Annotated in this window: 18 protein-coding genes; 6 read left to right on the plus strand and 12 right to left on the minus strand. The window is 64.2% G+C overall.

Annotation, left to right across the window (positions count from 1 at the left end):
* Positions 1 to 19 precede the first annotated feature (19 nt).
* The 5 genes from LWC34_RS03375 to cysD all read right to left on the minus strand — a co-directional run bounded on the left by LWC34_RS03375 (position 20) and on the right by cysD (position 7219).
* Complete coding sequence (locus LWC34_RS03375; RefSeq protein WP_233722933.1) at positions 20 to 1060, minus strand: family 2 encapsulin nanocompartment cargo protein polyprenyl transferase; 1041 nt, start codon at positions 1058 to 1060, stop codon at positions 20 to 22.
* A gap of 4 nt (positions 1061 to 1064) precedes the next feature.
* On the minus strand, positions 1065 to 2453 hold the full coding sequence (locus tag LWC34_RS03380; protein WP_372496418.1) for a family 2B encapsulin nanocompartment shell protein: 1389 nt from the start codon (positions 2451 to 2453) through the stop codon (positions 1065 to 1067).
* A 272-nt stretch (positions 2454 to 2725) separates the two neighbouring features.
* Positions 2726 to 4141, minus strand: a complete 1416-nt coding sequence (locus LWC34_RS03385) for a family 2B encapsulin nanocompartment shell protein (protein WP_233722934.1) — start codon at positions 4139 to 4141, stop codon at positions 2726 to 2728.
* A 331-nt stretch (positions 4142 to 4472) separates the two neighbouring features.
* Entirely contained in the window at positions 4473 to 6305 is a 1833-nt protein-coding gene (cysC, locus tag LWC34_RS03390) for an adenylyl-sulfate kinase (RefSeq protein WP_233722935.1), read from the minus strand.
* On the minus strand, positions 6305 to 7219 hold the full coding sequence (gene cysD / locus LWC34_RS03395) for a sulfate adenylyltransferase subunit CysD (protein WP_233726355.1): 915 nt from the start codon (positions 7217 to 7219) through the stop codon (positions 6305 to 6307). Before cysD ends, cysC begins: the two co-directional genes overlap by 1 nt.
* Before the next feature lie 55 nt (positions 7220 to 7274).
* Here cysD and LWC34_RS03400 point away from each other — a divergent pair, with 55 nt between their 5' ends.
* From LWC34_RS03400 to LWC34_RS03415, 4 genes are all read left to right on the plus strand, one after another.
* Complete coding sequence (locus tag LWC34_RS03400) at positions 7275 to 7745, plus strand: nuclear transport factor 2 family protein (protein ID WP_233722936.1); 471 nt, start codon at positions 7275 to 7277, stop codon at positions 7743 to 7745.
* A gap of 80 nt (positions 7746 to 7825) precedes the next feature.
* A complete protein-coding gene (locus LWC34_RS03405; RefSeq protein ID WP_233722937.1) occupies positions 7826 to 8989 on the plus strand; it encodes a hypothetical protein in 1164 nt (387 codons plus the stop codon).
* Positions 8989 to 9765 (plus strand): SDR family oxidoreductase, encoded by a 777-nt coding sequence (locus LWC34_RS03410; protein WP_233722938.1) that lies wholly within the window; start codon positions 8989 to 8991, stop codon positions 9763 to 9765. The genes LWC34_RS03405 and LWC34_RS03410 overlap by 1 nt, the downstream gene beginning before the upstream one ends.
* A 9-nt stretch (positions 9766 to 9774) precedes the next feature.
* Positions 9775 to 10890: a sulfotransferase family protein gene (locus tag LWC34_RS03415; protein WP_308199959.1), complete on the plus strand. Its 1116-nt coding sequence runs from the start codon at positions 9775 to 9777 to the stop codon at positions 10888 to 10890.
* Between the two features lie 5 nt (positions 10891 to 10895).
* Here the strand turns inward: LWC34_RS03415 and LWC34_RS03420 are convergent, their stop codons facing one another.
* Together LWC34_RS03420 and LWC34_RS03425 are read right to left on the minus strand one after the other, a co-directional pair.
* Entirely contained in the window at positions 10896 to 11669 is a 774-nt protein-coding gene (locus LWC34_RS03420) for a class I SAM-dependent methyltransferase (RefSeq protein ID WP_233722939.1), read from the minus strand.
* Positions 11670 to 11679: 10 nt separating this feature from the next.
* Positions 11680 to 12582, minus strand: coding sequence for a LysR family transcriptional regulator (locus LWC34_RS03425; protein ID WP_233722940.1), 903 nt, complete (start codon positions 12580 to 12582; stop codon positions 11680 to 11682).
* Positions 12583 to 12660: 78 nt separating this feature from the next.
* Here LWC34_RS03425 and LWC34_RS03430 point away from each other — a divergent pair, with 78 nt between their 5' ends.
* Positions 12661 to 13392 carry a sulfite exporter TauE/SafE family protein gene (locus LWC34_RS03430; RefSeq protein WP_233722941.1) on the plus strand — a complete coding sequence of 244 codons (732 nt, stop codon included), beginning with the start codon at positions 12661 to 12663 and terminating at the stop codon, positions 13390 to 13392.
* Positions 13393 to 13520: 128 nt separating this feature from the next.
* Here the strand turns inward: LWC34_RS03430 and LWC34_RS03435 are convergent, their stop codons facing one another.
* Genes LWC34_RS03435 through LWC34_RS03445 form a run of 3 tightly spaced genes read right to left on the minus strand, consistent with a single transcriptional unit; the run spans position 13521 to position 15900 of the window.
* Positions 13521 to 13928: a hypothetical protein gene (locus LWC34_RS03435; protein WP_233722942.1), complete on the minus strand. Its 408-nt coding sequence runs from the start codon at positions 13926 to 13928 to the stop codon at positions 13521 to 13523.
* A complete protein-coding gene (locus LWC34_RS03440) occupies positions 13925 to 15229 on the minus strand; it encodes an ATP-binding protein (protein ID WP_233722943.1) in 1305 nt (434 codons plus the stop codon). Before LWC34_RS03440 ends, LWC34_RS03435 begins: the two co-directional genes overlap by 4 nt.
* Positions 15226 to 15900, minus strand: a complete 675-nt coding sequence (locus LWC34_RS03445; RefSeq protein ID WP_233722944.1) for a response regulator — start codon at positions 15898 to 15900, stop codon at positions 15226 to 15228. The genes LWC34_RS03440 and LWC34_RS03445 overlap by 4 nt, the downstream gene beginning before the upstream one ends.
* 173 nt (positions 15901 to 16073) lie before the next feature.
* Between LWC34_RS03445 and LWC34_RS03450 the strand changes: the two genes are divergently transcribed.
* The gene (locus LWC34_RS03450) at positions 16074 to 16577 is read left to right on the plus strand and encodes a M15 family metallopeptidase domain-containing protein (protein WP_233722945.1); all 504 of its coding nucleotides are present in this window, start codon (positions 16074 to 16076) and stop codon (positions 16575 to 16577) included.
* Here the strand turns inward: LWC34_RS03450 and LWC34_RS03455 are convergent.
* Positions 16568 to 17668, minus strand: a complete 1101-nt coding sequence (locus LWC34_RS03455; protein WP_233722946.1) for a hypothetical protein — start codon at positions 17666 to 17668, stop codon at positions 16568 to 16570. The two genes, LWC34_RS03450 and LWC34_RS03455, sit on opposite strands and share 10 nt — an antisense overlap.
* A gap of 42 nt (positions 17669 to 17710) precedes the next feature.
* Complete coding sequence (locus LWC34_RS57890; protein WP_233722947.1) at positions 17711 to 18214, minus strand: protein-tyrosine phosphatase family protein; 504 nt, start codon at positions 18212 to 18214, stop codon at positions 17711 to 17713.
* Between the last annotated feature and the right edge of the window lies 1 nt (position 18215).

Here is an 18215-nt window from a genome sequence, read left to right on the forward strand (position 1 = left end):
AACCACTCACGAGGGAAAGTCAGTGGTCGCGATGTGTGACCAGGCCGGCCAGCCCGGCCAGTTCGGCGGCCGCACCGGCTACCGGGTCGGCCGAGCGGAGCCGGTGGATCGCCCTGGCCAGCCGGTCGTCCGCCTGTGCCTGGCACCACTCCCGGCCACCGGCAAGGTCGATCAGCTCGGCGGCCCGTTCGACGTCGGTGCCCGACAGTGGCCGGTCGGAGTGGTACAGCTCATGCAGTTCCTGTGCCGCAATGGTTCGTGACCCCAAAGCGACCACAACCGGCAGGGATTTCTTGCGGTTGTAGAGATCGGAGTACACCGGCTTGCCCGTCACCGCCGGATCACCCCAAATGCCAAGCAGATCGTCGACCAGCTGGAACGCCAGGCCAAGCTCCTCGCCGAAGAGAAGCATATGCTCGACCTGAGCCGATCTGCCGCCGCCGAACAGCGCGCCGATCGCGCAGGCCGCGCTGATCAACGCCCCGGTTTTGCCGCGCGCCATCGTCACACATTCGGCCAGCTCGATGTCCTGACGATCCTCGAACGCCACATCGAGACTCTGACCTTCCACAAGGGACTGTACCGCCGCGCTGAGGATCCGCATACCTTCGCGGGAATCGGGATGCCCGCTCTCCGCGAGGAGGTCGAAAGCCAGCGTCAGCAGGGAGTCACCGGCCAGGATCGCCGCACTGCGGCCGAATATGCTCCAGGCCGTCGGGCGATGCCTGCGCGTGACGTCACCGTCGATCACATCGTCGTGCAGCAGCGAGAAGTTGTGCACCAACTCGATCGCGATCGCGGCTGGTATGGCGGCCGACGCGACACCGCCGACCGCCTCAGCTGCGAGCAAGGTGAGCGTGGGACGTAACGCCTTGCCACCGGAAGCCTCGGTCGGTGTGCCGTTCTCGTCCCACCAGCCATAGTGATAGCCAGCGACCTGTCGCATCGACGCGGGCAGCGTGTCGAACGCGGCCCGCGTCGCGGGCGCGACCATGTCTCTGCTCCACGCCAGCACCTCGCCCGGCTGACGGCTTTCCGTTGTCACCTCGCGCAGTGTCATGACGTCAACGCCCGAGTTCTACGCCTTCGAGGATGCCGAGTGCGTCCGGCACCATCACCGCGACCGAGTAGTAGGCACTGACCAAATAGGACATGATGGCCTTGTCGTCGATGCCCATGAACCGGACGTTCAGGCCGGGCTCGACCTCGTCCGGCAGCCCGGCGTGGTGCAGGCCGATCACGCCCTGGTTCTTCTCGCCGGTCCGCATCGCGATGAACGAGGTCCGGCCGGTCTCGCTGACCGGGATCTTGTCGCACGGCAGCAGCGGGATGTTGCGCCAGGTGCGGACGACCTTGCCGTCGAGTTCCTTGGTGTTCGGGTAGATCCCCCTGCTGTTGCACTCCCGGCCGAACGCGGCGATCGCCCGAGGGTGCGCGAGGATGAACTGGGTCTTGCGCCTGCGCGTGATCAGCTCGTCCATGTCGTCGGGGGTCGGCGGCCCGGAGTGGGTGTGGATGCGCTGCTTGAGGTCCGCGTTGTAGATCAGCCCGATGTCCCTGTTGTTGATCATCTCGTACTCTTGGCGCTCGCGCAGCGCCTCGACGGTCAGCCGCAGCTGTTGCTCGGTCTGGTTCATCGGCTGGTTGTACAGATCCGCGACCCTGGTGTGGATCCGCAGCACCGTCTGCGTCACGCTCATCTCGTACTCACGTGGCGACAGTTCGTAGTCCACAAAGGTCGACGGCAGCTGGTATTCGCCGGCCTGCCCGGAAGCCAGTTCGATCTCGGCCTCGCCTTTGTGGTTGCTTGCCTTGCCGCGCAATGAGATGAACTCGGCGAGGTGCGCCTGTAGCTGCTCGGACTGTTCAGTGATCCGGTCGAACGTTTCACGGGACAACGACATCGTGATGACCCGCGTCTTGGCCTTGACCGTGAAGCTCCACTCGTTGCGCTGTCCGGTCAGCGCCTGCTCGCCGAAGTACTCGCCTTCGCCGAGTGTGTCGAGGACGGTGTCGGTGCCGTACTCGCCTTGGCCGATCTTGCTCGCTTTTCCGTGTGCCATCAGGACGAGCCGGTCGGCGGGTTGTCCTTTTTGGATGACCAGCTCGCCGGGTTCGAACTCCTGCTGTTCGAACCGACTGGCCAGTGCGGCAAGCGTGTCCTCGTCCTCGAACGTACGCAGCAGCGCAAGTTCGCGCAGTTCCGGTGGTACCACCTGGATCCGTCCGGCGGCGCTGGTGAAACTGACCAACCCGTCGCCGATGGCGTACGTCAGGCGCCGGTTGACTCGGTAGGTGCCGCCTTCGGCCTGTACCCATGGCAGGACCCGCAGCAACCACCGTGGCGTGATCCCCTGCATCTGCGGTACGGACTTGGTCGTCGTCGCCAGATTTCGCGCGGCGGCGGTGCCGAGGCTCATCTGCTGCGACTGGGGGTTCTCGACCTGTGTCACGTGTTCGACCGCCTGTTCTGAGTTGATCTATGGAGAAGGTGGGGATTCACTGGGATTCGACGCTGGCCGATGCCGATCCGCGTCGGAGGCCCCGAGATGGAGAGCCGTACATCGGCCAGCGCCCGCTCGACCACCTTGACTCGCCCTTGTCCGAAGAGGGCACCACGCTGTTGTCTTTTTTCTCGTCCGCTGGGAGCGCCGACGGCCGAACGAGAGTTCAGGCGTGGCAACGGCCAAGGTCCAAGGTCTGGTGGTCGAGGGGATGGTGGGTGTCAGTCAGTACGGCCCAACTCGACGTTCTCCAGCACGCCGAGGGCGTCCGGTACCAGGATCGCCGCCGAGTAGTAGGCGCTGACCAGGTACGAGAGGATCGCCTTCTCGTTGATGTTCATGAACCGCACCGAAAGGCCCGGCTGGTACTCGTCCGGCAGGCCGGTCTGGTGCAGGCCGATCACACCTTGGTTCTGCTCGCCGGTCCGCATCGCGATGATCTGCGTCGTCCGCGTGTTGGTGATCGGGATCTTGTTGCACGGCAACACAGGGATGCCGCGCCACGACGGAACCTGGTTGCCGTTGAGGTCGATGCTCGCCGGGTAGAGGCCTCGCTTGTTGCATTCCTGGCCGAACGCGGCGATCGCACGCGGGTGGGCGAGGATGACGCTCGGGTCCTTCCACACGGTGGCCAGCAGTTCGTCCATGTCGTCCGGGGTTGGCGGGCCGGAGCGGGTCGGGATGCGCTGCTTGAGGTCGGCGTTGGCCAGCAGGCCGAAGTCGCCGCTGTTGATCAGCTCGTGTTCCTGGCGTTCGCGCAGTGCCTCGATGGTCAACCGGAGCTGTTGCTCCGTCTGGTTCATCGGCTGGTTGTACAGGTCGGCGACCCTGGTGTGCACGCGCAACACTGTTTGCGCGACGCTCAGTTCGTATTCACGTGGCGATAGTTCGTAGTCGACGAACGTACTCGGCAGTTCCGGTTCACCATCGTGGCCGGACGCGAGTTCGATCTCTGCTTCACCGTGAACGTTTTGTGCTTTTTTTGGGCTGTTCCGGTACTCGGTGACGTGTGCGCGCAGTGCCTCGGATTGATCTTGCAATTCCTGGAATGCCTGCTTTGGCAATGCGAGAATGGTTGTCGGCGTGACCGCCTTCGCGGTGAACTCCCAGATACTTTGATCTTGAACGAGCGCCTGGTCGCCGAAATAGTCACCGTCGACCATCGTGCTCAGCACGGTTTGATCACCGTACTCACCGGTGCCGATCCGGTTCACTTTGCCGTGCGCGACAACGTAGAGGTAGTTGGCCTCGTGCCCGAACTCGGCGATCACCGCGCCGGGTTCATACTCCTGCTGCTCGAACCGGCCGGCGAGCGCGTTGAGCGCGTCCTCGTCTTCGAAGGTGCGCAACAGCGCCAGTTCGACCAGGTCAGGGCCGACAACGTGGACCCGGGAACCGGTGTTGGACACGGCGATCCGGCCGTCGCCGACGGTGTAGCTCAGCCGCCGGTTGACCCGGTACACACCACCTTGTGCCTGCACCCACGGCAGGACTCGCAACAGCCAGCGCGAGGTGATGCTCTGCATCTGCGGGACGGATTTGGTGGTCGTCGCCAAATTCCGCGCGGCCGCGGTGGCCAGGCTCTGCTGTTGCTGGCCGTTCTCTACGCCAAGATTCGACTCCACCGTGTCGGTCACAACGTGCCGCCATTCTTCCTAGTCGGGTTCGTGGAAAAAAGACATGGGGAATTGGCTTGAGACAATGGTGGGACAGCCCGTTGGTGCCCCAGCTGAATGATCCAGTTCGGACGGTGCCAAGACGTGAGGCTAGCACCACGTTTCGAACGTGCGCAGTCACCCAAAAGGCTTGCCCGGCCAGTGGAAAACAATCATGGGACGATTCACGCTTTTACCGCTGGCGTGTAGAATAAATGAACCGAAAGTGTTTTGGCTGGAAACGCCGTTCACTCTCCAGTAGCAAGAGACTGCGACGAACGTGTGTCGGTGGCGGGCGGCGCTCTGGCCGTCGCTAGTCCATCCGGGTCAGCGCGACCTGATCCAACGAGGCGAGGATCAACGCCGCCATCTTCGCGGGGTCGCCTTGCTCCGGTCGCAGTACCAGCTCCGGCTGCGCGGGTGCCTCGTATGGGTCGTCCACCCCGGTGAATCCGCTGATCTCGCCCGCCCTGGCTTTCGCGTACATCCCCTTGGGGTCGCGGGCCTCGCACACCTCGATAGGAGTGTCCACAAAGACCTCGAGGAAAGGCAAGCCCGCCTGGTCATGCGCGGCCCGTACGCGATCACGGTCAGCCTGATAAGGACTGATCAGCGACACCACGGCGACAACGCCAGCATCGGCGAACAGCTTCGCCACCTCGCCGACCCTGCGTACGTTCTCCGCGCGATCGGCCGAGCTGAACCCCAAGTCGGCGTTCAGGCCGTGGCGCAGATTGTCGCCGTCCAGAAGGTAAGCCGGTCGCCCCGAAGCCACAAGTCGGCGCTCCAACTCCACCGCCACGGTCGACTTTCCGGATGCCGAAAGACCGGTCAGCCACACAGTGGCGCCGGTCGTGCCGCGTTCCGTACGCTGGACCGCGGTGGAATGCCAGACCACGGCCTGGCTCGGTCCGGTGATCATTCCGGCCGCGACAGTGTTATTGGTGGTCTCGTCGACCAGGATGAAGCTGCCGCACGCCCGGTTGCGGCGATACGCGTCGAACAGCAGCGGCTGCTGGGTGCGTAGCTTGACGCGGCCGATCTCGTTGAGCGACAAGGATCGCGCGGTCTCGTCGCGGTGCAGTGTGGTGATGTCCAGCCGGTAGTCCAGCGACTTGACCACGGCTTTCGTCGCCCGCGTGGTGTTGAGGACGGTGTACTTCGCGTCCGGGTTCAGTTCGCCGCGTTCGGTCAGCCAACAAACAATCGCGTCAACGTCCTGGCCGACGTGTGGCCGGTTGTTGGGGCGGCAGATCAGGTCGCCGCGGCTCACGTCCAGCTCGTCCGCCAGTTCCAGGGTGACCGCCTGCGGTGGGAAGGCTTCCATCACGGGTTGCCCGCCGAGGCCCCAGATCTTTGCCACGGTCGTGGTGAATCCGGACGGCAGGACAAGGACTTCGTCGCCCGGCTTGAACACGCCGCCCGCGATCGTTCCGGCGTAACCACGGAAGTCCTTGGTGCGGATCACGTACTGCACAGGGAACCGCGCGTCGATCAGGTTGCGGTCCGAGCTGATGTGCACCTCTTCGAGGTGGTGCAGCAGGGAAGTTCCTTCGTACCAAGGCATCGAGGCGCTGCGGTGGACGATGTTGTCGCCGTGCAGCGCCGAGACCGGGATGAACGTCAGGTCGGGAATCGTCAGCTTCATGGAGAACTGCCGGAACTCCTCGCGGATCTCCTCGAAGCGTTCCCGCGACCAGTCGACCAGGTCCATCTTGTTGACACACACCACAAGGTGCGGGATTCCCAGCAGGCTGGCGAGAAACGCGTGCCTGCGTGACTGTTCGAGAATCCCTTTGCGAGCGTCCACAAGGACCAGTGCGAGGTCTGCTGTGGACGCTCCGGTGACCATGTTGCGGGTGTACTGGATGTGTCCAGGGGTGTCCGCGATGATGAATTTCCGCTTGGGCGTGGCGAAGTAGCGGTAGGCAACGTCGATCGTGATGCCCTGCTCGCGTTCCGCGCGCAGCCCGTCGGTGAGCAGCGCCAGGTTCGGGTAGTCCTCGCCGCGGTCCCTGCTGGTGCGTTCGATCGCGGCGAGCTGGTCTTCGAAGATGGTCTTGGAGTCGAAGAGCAGCCTGCCGATCAATGTGGACTTGCCGTCGTCGACGCTGCCCGCGGTGGCAAGACGGAGTAGTTGGCTCATCAGAAGTAGCCCTCCTTCTTGCGGTCCTCCATACCTGCTTCGGAGATCCGGTCGTCCGCCCTGGTCGCGCCGCGTTCGGTCACGCGTGTCGCGGCGACTTCGGCGACGACCTCTTCCGGTGTGGTGGCTGTGGATTCGACGCAGCCGGTACAGGTCGCGTCGCCGACTGTCCGGAACCGCACCGAGGCCTCGAAGGGCTCTTCACCCGGCAACAGTGTCACGAACCTGGTATGTGCAAGGAGCATTCCGTCGCGCTGGAAAACTTGGCGGCGATGTGCGTAGTAGATCTCGGGAAGCTCGATGCGTTCGTCCCGGATGTACTGCCAGATATCCAATTCGGTCCAGTTGGACAGTGGGAAGACTCGGATGTGCTCGCCGCGGCTGTGCCGTCCGTTGTAGAGGTTCCAGAGTTCCGGGCGTTGGTTTCGGGGATCCCATTGGCCGAACTCGTCACGGAAGCTGAACACGCGCTCCTTGGCCCGTGCCTTCTCTTCGTCTCGACGGGCGCCGCCGAACACCGCGTCGAACCGGTTTTCGGTGATCGCCCGGAGCAAAGTCGTGGTCTGTAAGCGGTTGCGGCTCGCCCGTGGCCCGGTCTCCTCGACGGCACGGCCCGCGTCGATGTCGTCCTGAACCTGGCTGACGATCAGCCGCACGCCCGCGGATTCGACCGCGCGGTCCCGGAATTCGATGACCTCGTCGAAGTTGTGCCCGGTGTCCACGTGCATCACGGGAAAGGGCGGTGGCGCGGGCCAGAACGCCTTGGCCGCGAGGTGCAGCATCACCACGGAGTCCTTGCCGCCGGAGAAGAGCAGCACTGGTCGCTCGAACGTCGCCGCGACCTCGCGCAGCACGTGCGCGGATTCCGCTTCGAGCGCACGCGGATTGGACAGCTCGTACGTGGTGGCCACGATCAAAAACTAGAACAGGTTATTGCACTGGTCAATGGTTAGGGGTTAGCTGGTCGGCATGGACTTGATCGCGCTTGAGGAAATCCGCCGGCTGAAGCACCGCTACCTGCGCTCGGTCGACCAGAAGAGCTGGGACGAACTGGAGAGTTCGCTGACCGAGGACGCCGTCGCCGACTACGGCACCCGAACGATGGGCAAGCCGCTCGTGCTCACCGGCCGCGCCGAGATCATGCAGTTCATGCGGGACAACCTCGGCGGCGAGGAGATCCTGACGTTCCACTTCTGCGGCCAGCCGGAGATCGACATCGACGGTGATGAGGCCAATGGGACCTGGGCGTTCGAGGATACCGTGATCATCAAGGAATCGCGCCTGGTCATCAAGGGTGCGGCGTACTACGTGGAGCAGTACGTCCGCTCGCCCGAGCACGGCTGGCGGATCAAACACATCACCTACAACCGCGTCTACGAGGTGATGATGTCCATGGACGACCTGCCGAGCCTGAAGTTCCTGGCTGGTGGGACCTCGTGAGTGGTTAGCCACGTTAGAACGCGGCTAACCACTCACGAGGGTGTTTGACCGGATGTTAGAACACGTTCTAGCCTAGGTCGGTGCTCACCGAGTCATTCGCCGCCGCGGTCGCCGAGGCCGAGAAGCTGATCACGGACGCGCCGCACGTGCGGACCGACCAAGACCTGATCGAGGGCTACGACTACCTCGCCGGCAGCATCCGGGCGTCGCTGCAGATGGCGTGGGCGTATGACCGGGAGTTCCCGTACTTCGTCCAGTCCACTGGGCCGTACACCAAGATGGGCTTGGACAACCCGGACACGCTGTATTTCCACGCGTACATCCGCGAGGACGCCGAATATGTGGTGACCGGTAAGCGGGGCAGTACGGCGGACTTGAGCTTCCAGGTGCTCAACGGTGACTACTCGCCGGTGGATGTCCCTGACAGTTTGACCGCGTTCGATGACCGCGAGTTCGACATCGCCGAGGACGGTTCGTTCGAGATCCGGTTCGGGCCGGGCAAAGCCGGGCGCAACTACTTCACTCTCGGCGGCGGCGCGGCGATGCTGATCGTGCGTGAGGTCTACAACGACTGGACCGGCGAAGAGCGCGGAATGATCAAGATCCGCCGTGCGGACACGACCGGTTCGGCGCCCGCGCCGCTGACGCAAGACCTGATGGCCAAGCGATACACCGTGGCAGGCAAGATCCTTGTCGGGCGGATCAAGACTTTCCTCGCGTTCCCGAAGTGGTTCTACTTGAAGCTGCCGGTGAACACGATGACCGAGCCTCGGCTCACGCCCGGCGGGCTGGCCACCCAGTTCTCCTCGGTCGGTCACTACGACCTCGCCGACTCGGACGCGATGATCATCACGGTGCCCGCGTCCGAGGCGCCCTATCAGGGGTTCCAGCTGGGCAGTATGTGGTACGTCTCGTTGGACTACATCAACCACCAGACCAGCCTGACCGCCGATCAAGCCAGGATCGACCCGGACGGCAAGATCAGATACGTGGTCAGTGAACGCGATCCAGGTGTGGTGAACTGGATCGAGCGCACTGGTCATTCGCGTGGATATCTGCAGATCCGGTGGCAGCGGCTGTCCCGTGAGCTGAAACCTTCTGACGGTCCTGTCGTGGAAGTCGTTCAGTGCTCGGAACTCGCACAACGGCTGCCGTTCTATGACGAAGCTCGGATCACTTCTTCTCAGTACGCGGACCGGATTGCCGTGCGCCAAGCGGCCGTAGCGACCAGGATGGTGGGCTGATGTTGTTGCAGGACAAGGTCGTCGTGGTGTCCGGGATTGGACCGGGACTCGGCCGGTCGATCGCTTTGCGGTGCGCGCAGCAGGGTGCGGACATCGTCCTGGCGGCCCGGACCGAGTCTCGCCTCACTGAAGTGGCCAAAGAGGTCACGGACCTGGGGCGGCGCGCGGTGACCGTGCCGACCGACATCGCCTCGGAGGAAGACGCGGCTCGCCTTGCGGAAACCGCTCTTTCTTCGTTCGGCCGCGTGGACACGTTGGTGAACAACGCTTTCGCGATGCCGCCGATGCGTAGCTTCGACCGTGCCCCGTTCGATGGGATACGCAACGGCTTCGAGACCAACGTGCTTGGCGCGTTGCGTCTGGTGAACCTGTTCCGCCCGGCCCTCGAAGCTAGCCGTGGGTCCATTGTGATGGTCAGCTCGATGGTGATCAGGCATTCGCAGCTGACTTTCGGTCCGTACAAGATGACCAAGTCCGCGTTGCTGGCGATGGCGCAGAGTCTGTCGACGGAGTTGGGTCCCAAGGGCGTGCGGGTCAACACGATCGCGCCAGGGTACATCTGGGCGGACAACGTGAAGGCGCATTTCTCCTATCAGGCCAACAAACGCGGTATCACCACGCAGGAGGTCTACGACGAGGTGGCCGCCTCGATCGATCTCCGCAAACTGCCGGAGCCGGACGAGGTCGCCGACACCATCGTATTCCTGGCTTCGTCGATGGCCAGCGCGGTGACCGGTCAGTGCCTTGACGTGAACGGCGGCGAGTACCACCACTAGGAGTCGATTGTGGACATCGAGTCTCTGCACGCGTCGGCGACGAAGATCACCGGGCTGACGGATTTCGGGGATTCCGGCTACCTTGAGGGGGTGTCGGTCCTGCTGGACTCGTACCAGCGCGAGGCCGGGCTGACGGAGTTGGGGGAGCGGGTCAAGTGGGCCGGGCTGCGCTCGGCTTTGGTGGCCCGGTTGTTGAGCGAGGCCGCTTGGCAGCGGCTTCCTTCGTATTCCTCAATTCCTGTTTCGCGGCCGATCTTCGTGACTGGCCTGCCGCGGACGGGGACGACGGCTTTGCATCGGCTGCTGGTTGAGGATCCCGCGCACCAGGGTTTGGAGCTGTGGCTGACGGATGTGCCGCAGCCACGCCCGCCTCGCGAGACGTGGGATGAAAACCCTATGTACCAACGGATTCAGGCTGGGTACGAGAAGCATCACGTCGAGCATCCCGAGTTCATGGGGCTGCACTACATCACGGCCGATATGGCCGAGGAGTGCTGGCGGCTGCTTCGGCAGTCCATGATGTCTCTGTCGTTCGAGTGCCTTGCTTACGTGCCAACGTATTCCTCGTGGCTGGCTGAACAGGACTGGGGCCCGGCTTACCGGCGGCACCGGCGTAACCTGCAGCTGATCGGTATGCCGGACTCGGGCAAGCGCTGGGTTTTGAAGAACCCGAGTCATCTGTTCGCGCTCGATGCGTTGCTTGAGGCGTATCCGGATGCTTTGGTGATTCAGACCCATCGGGCGCCGAGCACGATCATCGCGTCGATGTGCAGTCTTGCCGAGCAAGCCTCGCACGGGTGGTCCACAGTTTTCAGTGGCTCGGTCATCGGATCGACGCAGCTGGAGTTGTGGGCGCGAGGCCTGGAGAAATTCAATACCGACCGGGCGAAGCACAATCCCGCGCAGTTCTATGACGTGCAGTATGACGATTTCGTGGCCGATCCGTTGGGGGTGGTGACGGATATCTATGGCCATTTCGGCTTGGACATCTCCGACGAGGTCCTTGATGGGATGAAGGCCGTGCACACGTCCGGGGACCGGCGCCGGTCACACAAGTATGACCTGGCTGATTTCGGGCTGACGGTGGAACAAGCGGACGAGAGATTCGGCGCTGTTTCGCGGTGAGGCGTTCAGGCCTTTGTCGCCGTCACTGCCACCGTATTGAAATGCATCGTGAAGCTGCCACCAGCGGCATCGATCGCGTTACCCACCGCCGTCAGCACAGCGGCGGTGTCCTCCGGGGAGAACGTGCTCCATCCGCCGTGGGTCGGCAGGCGGTCGAGCCAGTCTGCCTTCGTATATTCACGCTCCCACGTGAACCGCCACTCATCCTGCCCATGAAACTCACCCGACGCTTCGATCCCCTCAGCCGCCCGGTCGGACAGCATCGAGTACGGATCCGAGCCGGTAACCCGGGCCGAGAACGAGTCGGGGATCAAGCGGCGGTAGATCGCCGTGAACTCCTCGGCCAACTCGGGCTGCGGACGGTCGACGTTCCAGAACACAGCCATCAACCCGCCGGGCCGCAGGACCTGGGCTGCCTTGACCGCACCCGCCACCGGGGCCACCCAGTGCCAGCACTGCGCCGCGACCACAGCATCGAATGTCCGGCACGCGGACTCCCAGGCCTCGAAAGTCGACACCTCGACATCAAGCCCACGATCCCGCGCGAAAGAAGCCATCCGCGCGTCGGGCTCCACTCCAAGCACCTTCAACCCCGCCGCCTGGAGCTGCCGGGAGGCGATACCGGTGCCACAGCCGACCTCCACGACCTCCGGACCTGGGCTGACCGTGGCGATCCGGTCGATGAGCTCCGCGGGATAGCGCGGCCGCGACCGGTCGTAGCGTTCAGCGTCGATACCGAACGACTCCGCGACGTGCCTGACCTGATGGGGCTCGGACATGAGCCCCACCCTAGTTCCAGAATCTGGACCAGGGTGCGGGTGGTCGGGACTCCGTCAGTACGTATTCACGGAATGCCTCCACCACAGCCGGGTGGTAGTGATCCGGGCACCAGCCAACACCGATTGTCCTGGCACAGCGGGGTTCTGAGATCGGCAACTCGACGGCGTCCGGCAAAGGTCCAGGCGCGGGAGCGAGCAACGACACACCACACCCGGCACCGACCAGGCCACGCAGCATCGTCGGGTCTTCGCCCTCGAAAGCGATCCGTGGCGTGAACCCGACGCTGGCGCACAACTGCTCGGTGATCGGGCGCAGCCCGTAGCCGTGCGCGAACGTCACGAACGGCTCGTCCTTGACCTCGATCAACCGGACTCTCCGCCGTTTGGCCAACCGATGCCCAACAGGAACGACCAGGGCGAGCGGTTCGTCCAGCACCGGCTGCCAGGTGATGCCCGGTTGGTCGGACGGCTGCGCCGCAAGGATCATGTCCACCTCGCCGTTGAGCAGGCTCTGCTCGTTACGACTCGTCCCGTCTTGCCGCAACAGGAACTCGACCTTGGGGTAGCGAGCGCGAAAACCGCTGAGCAGCGCCGGAACCAGCATGGTGCCCAGGGTGTTGAGGAACGCGAACCGGACCGTGCCGTGCGTCGGGTCGGCGGCGGTCCCGATTGTCCTGACCGCGCTGTCGATGGAGCTCAACGCGCGCTTGGCCGCTTCGAGCAGCGTGTGACCATTGCTGTTGAGCCTGAGCACGCGGCCGACCCGGTCGAACAGGGGCGCGCCGATCTCCTGCTCAAGACGTGCGAGACCACGGGACAACGCAGGCTGTGACACATGCAACTGCTCCGCCGAGGCGGTCACCGTACGGCCTTCGGCGACCATCACGAACCACCTGAGCTGGTCAATCTCCATATCGATGCATGATACGCATGGATTTCATCGCTGGCGTTCATTGGACGCATGAGTGTGGTTCGGGCGAAAGTAATTCACGTGGACTTGATCGTGGTCGCAGCGGTGGGGCTGCTTGCCGGTGTGATCAACACCGTCGCCGGCGCCGGGGCGTTGGTGACGTTCCCAGTGTTCCTGGCGATGGGAATGACGCCACTTCAGGCCAACGTGGCCAACTGTATCGGTGTGGTGCCGGGCAACGTCGCGTCGATGGTGACGTTCCGCAAAGAGCTCAAGACGCAGAAACCGTTGCTGCGTAAGATCGTCCTGCCAGCCGCGGTCGGTTCGCTGATCGGCGGGATCGTGCTTTTCCTGCTGCCCGAACGAGTCTTCACCTATCTTGTGCCCGCGTTGCTGGGGCTCGGCGCGCTGCTCGTGCTGATCCAGCCACTCGTGGCGAAGAAATTGCGGGCCGCCAAGAAGCATCGTGGGCCGATCAAGTCTCTTGTCTTCGGGACTTCGGTGTATGGCGGCTACTTCGGCACCGGGATCGGCGTGATCTTCTTCGCCGTCCTCGGCCTTTTCGCCAAGGGCACCACGCATCAGCTCAACGCCGTCAAGGTTGTCCTGCAAGGGATCGCGAACGGCGTGGCGGGCGTTTTGTTCTGTTTCATCGCGCCAGTGCCGTGGCCGCAAACCCTGATTTTCGGCGCCACCACGATGATCGCGGGCCCGATCGGCGTCTACCTGTCCCGCAAGATCCCGCCAGCGCCGCTGCGCTACATCATCGGAACCCTAGGCCTAGTAGCCGCAATCCGCCTAGCCATCGCCTAATAGCCAAACCCCACGCCGTGTCCACCGTTCCTGAAGGCCGTGTCCACCGTTGCTGAAGCGTGTGTCCACCGTTGCTTGCGACCGTGTCCACCGTTCCGTCACACCGTGTTGACCGTTGCTCGCTTCGATCAAACCGGACAGGAGATCCGTCCCCGGGTCTGCCCACCCCCGACAAGCGTGGCAGGCCCAGAGATGGCGGCCGTGCACACGATCTGCTGAGCGGCCAGTGTGGACAGTGTGGACACGTCGATCGGCAGGCGGACCGTCGAACCGGTCACGGTCATCGGCCCCGCGTTGCGGGGAACCTCGTTGCGGTAGCCGACCGCCGGTTCGATCTGGGTATTGGTCAGGATGTCCAGTGCGGCTTCGATCTTGGTGTCGAACCGGGCCGGTTGCAGGATCGGCGCAAGGGTGCCGTCGTATGTCCTGACCAGGTAGATGAGCGCACCGGTGGCGTGCGATCCTGGAATCGGGCTGGACGGTTGAACGCCGCATCCGGCCACGATAAGGGCGAGTGCGAGGAGGGCGCGTTTCACTGTGAACCTCCTGTGGGCAGATGCAAAGTGAACACGGCACCGCCGTGTGGCCCGTTGTCCGCAGTCAGCGCGCCGTGGTGCAGCTTGGCGTTCTCCCAGGCGATCGCCAGGCCGAGGCCGCTGCCTTCGGAACGAGTCCGCGCCGTGTCGGCTTTGTAGAAGCGGTCGAAAACCCTCGGCAGCACCGCGGGATCCAGCCCAGGCCCATTGTCGGTGACCTGGACGAAGATCCAGCCAGGCCCGCCGCGCAAGGTGACTGACACCGGCGGGGCGCCGTGCCGCAAAGCGTTGCCGACCAGGTTCGCGACGATCACGTCCAACCGTCGTGGATCCACGCGCGCGATCACCGGAGGCAGGTCAGTGACCACTTCGGACCAACGCCGTGCGCGCAGCGTGGCCCGGATCGCCTCGGCGACGTCGATCTCCTCAAGCACGAGCGCGGCCGCGCCGGAGTCGAACCGGCTGATCTCCATGAGGTCGTTGACCAGCCGCGTCAGGTTGCGCGTCTCCCTGCTGACCAGGCTCGCCGCTTTGCCTGCGTCGGGGGTCAGGTGCGGCGCTTCCTCGTCGAGCACGTCCGTGACCGCGGTCATCGCGGCCAGGGGCGTCCGCAGCTCGTGCGATACGTCGGCAACGAACCGACGCGCGTCGGCGACCTGCTTCTCGAGAGCCTCCGCGGTGACGTTAAACGTTTGCGCCACCCCGGCGAGCTCATCGGCGCCACGGACCTGAACGCGAGTAGTCAGATCGCCTTCACCCAGCCGCTGCGCTGCCGCACGCAGCTCACGCACGGGACGCAGCACGCTATTGGCCGCGAACCACGCCAGAAAGCCGCTGAGCACAAGCGAACCGATCCCGATCGTCCACGCGGTCAGCGCCAGCAGGTTGATGCTCTTGGCCTCGGCCGCCAAGCCCCGCGACTGGTAGAACTCCATTTCGGACACTCGCATGCCGATGATCAGCTTGATCTGACCGTTGAGCTCGACGCGCTGCCACGCGACGACGCCAGTCGCCACCTCGTCCCGCAACGCCCGTGGGACATCCGCGGGGCTCAGGCCGACAGTGCCAAGTGGCTGTCCTCTGTAGAGGATCAGACCGCTGGTGTTCCGATCGGACAGTGCGCCCGCGTCCGGAATCGCCATATTGGCGACCTTGTCGGTGAACAACTCGACGTACGCGTCCTGCGCCTGCTTGAGCACCGTTGTGCGGGCCTGCACGTACGACGCGCCGGACACGGCAGCCGCTGTGATGCCGGTGAGCAGGGCGAACGCGACAAGTAGCCGAGTACGCAAGCTCCTCACAACGGGCCGAACCGGTATCCGAACCCGCGCACGGTCTGGATGTAGCGCGGTGCCGCCGGATCCGACTCGATCTTGGCCCGCAGCCGCTGCACACACGCGTCGACCAGCCGTGAATCGCCGAGATAGCCGTGTTCCCACACCGATTCCAGCAGTTGCTGGCGACTGAGCACCCGACCTGGCGCGCTGGACAGTTCGAGCAACAGCCGCATCTCGGTCGGGGCAAGGCTGATCGGCTCGCCATCCTTGCGGACCACAAGGCTCGCGCGATCGATGGTCAGCGCGCCGTATTCCTCGGCGTCGGTCTGCTGCGTGGGTTCGCCCACGCGACGCAGCACCGCGCGGATCCGCGCTTCGAGCACGCGCGGCTGGACCGGCTTGACCACGTAGTCGTCCGCGCCCGCTTCCAGGCCAGCGACGACGTCCATATCGTCGCTGCGTGCGGTGAGCATGATGATCGGCAGGTTGCCGGTCGCCCTGATTCTGCGGCAGACCTCGAACCCGTCCATCCCCGGCAACATCAGGTCGAGCACGACGACATCCGTGCCCGCCAGCTTGCCGAGCCCCTGCTCGCCGGTCTCCACTGCGCGTACCGCGTGCCCTTGCCTGGTCAATGCCAGTTCGAGACCGTCACGTACGGCTTGGTCGTCTTCGATCAACAGCACCCGAGACATACCGCCAACCATCGCAGGGCCGGTCGAAGTTCGCCTGTCCACCCCTCCCATGATGCATTTCGCGGTTCCGCGCGGCATTCGGGAAATGTCATGGTTGTGTCACAGAAACGCCAGGACATAGCTGTTACAGAGCAAGGACGGGACAACGACACTGTCCGTCAACAGTGGAATGTATGACGACACGAGACCGAGTGATGGAACTGGCGGCGAAAGCGCTTGCCAGGGTCATGCTGCCGCTGGCCCACCTGAACGCGCCAGGGCACGCCCGGCACGTCACGTGCCAGTGGGCGCTGGGTCTGCGCTTCCCCAATGAAGACCTGACCGGGCTGACCCCGGCCACGTACGCGGCGTTCACGACGGCCCGTACCGAGGCGTTCTGGAAGGACGGCCAGCTGATCGGCCTGACCTCAGGGCATCGCGACGCGGCCGTGCAGCACCGGATGTACATCGAGAGCTTGCACAAGCCGGGCAAGCCCGTGCTGCACCCAGCCGAGTCAGGGCACGTGCGAGGAACGGCGCTGGATGTGCGGCCGATGGAAGGCGCGCGGTGGCTCGAGGAAAACGGTGAGCGTTACAACCTGTATCGGACGTATGACAATGAGTGGTGGCACTTCGAGTACCGGCTGCGTCGCCCGGAGCGGCTGCCGTATCCCGGTGCCGTGCGCGCCTACAGGTAGTCCAGGTGGACGTTGTCGATCGACCAGAGCCGCGTCCGGTCGCCGTTGTGGGCGTTCAGCAGTGCGGGGAAGTACTCGCTCAGCGCTTGCTCGTAGCTCACGGCGCCGTCCCGCAGTTCACCGGCGGCGGTGATGATCCGGTCGAGGTCGGCGACGATCCGGGCCTTGGTCATGCTCGGCGTGCGTGGCCCGTCCTCGCTGTCGATCACTGGCAGCTCGTTGAACGTGGTGTAACTCGGGAACCGGTCGGTGTCGGGGATGATCGATCGGAACGGGACACCATTGAAGAAGTACTCGAACCACCGGCCGCCGGACAGTGTCAGCCATGGCGTGCCCGCGGCCAACACGGCCATACCGAAACCGGTGTGCGGCGAGAGGAAGACGTCACTCGCCTTGATGACGCTGAGTTGTTCGATGAGACCTCGGTCGAAGCAGTTCCACGGCTTGGATCGGTGATCGAGCAAGCGCTTGAGGTCCGCTTCGGTGATCGAAGTGGACGTTTGGTTGGTCTTGGCCAGCTTGCCGACCAGCACCAGTTGTGCGTCCGGGTAGGCGTCGGCGAGGGCGTCCATGATCAGCAGCCACGAATCGGCTGACGGGTACAACGCGGGTTCGCTCGATCCGCCCGGCATGATCGTGATGGTTCGCCGGTCCTGCTTGGCTCTCGGCAAGTCGAGCCGGAGGTGCTGGCGGCGCAGGTATCCAGGTTTCGGGCTGGTGACGACCGTGCGGCCCTTGCTTGGCTTGAGATGCTGGTCGGTGGCGGCGTAGTAGTCCTTGAGACCGGGGAACATCTCGAGCTGGAAGTCTTGGTACCGGCGGGATTCGTCGATCACCCAGTCCCATTCCCTCGGCAGGTGCGCGACCCGGCTCGCCGAGTCGTTCGTCGAGGTCAGCAACGGATGATCGACGACGTACTTCGCTGAGACGAACGGGCAGAAGTCGGCGAGCTCGGCTGCGGTGGCCGCGTTGAGCGCGACCGCGATCTCGCGGTCAGGGTTGGCTGCGTGATGACCGTTGGCGTAGTACAGCGCTTCGATCGCGTGACCAACCGGGTGGCAGTAGAAGAAATTGACCAGCACGCGCTCCATGCGCGAGTTTCTACCGTGCCTGTGGCCGCTCCGAAACTTGTTTTAGTCCAGGCCCACGAGCAGATGGGTGACGTCCAAGCCGCTCTCCAGATACTGCTCGAACAAGCTGTTGTGCAACGCCCACGGTGAACGCTTGCGCCGGATCAGCAGAATCGCGCTGCGTGCGTCGTAGCCGAGGTGCATCAGCGCCTGCGCGGCCACCAAACCCGACCGGTTGTAGCCCGCATGGCATCGGACCAGCACGTTCCGGCCTTCGGTTATCGCTTGCGCGGTGACTTCCGCCAGTTTCCGGACCCGGCCGATCTGATCGGCGGTCAACGGGCCGTCCGGCATCGTGGCGACGTGGTGCTCGACGCCGTCGGCCGGGCCGTGCCCGTCCTTGCTGTACAGGCTGACGACCATGTCGAACTGGTCGCCGACCACGGCGAACTGCAACTCGCCCGATTCGTCCGTCCAGTAGTGCCCGCCCATCCACAGGCCGAGCCTGATCTGATTCCACGGTGCTCTTGGTGCGGGGACGTCTCGGTCCCGTTGGCGAGTGCGCACG

The sequence above is a fragment of the Kibdelosporangium philippinense genome (assembly GCF_021390435.2).
Classification (GTDB): Bacteria; Actinomycetota; Actinomycetes; order Mycobacteriales; family Pseudonocardiaceae; genus Kibdelosporangium; species Kibdelosporangium philippinense.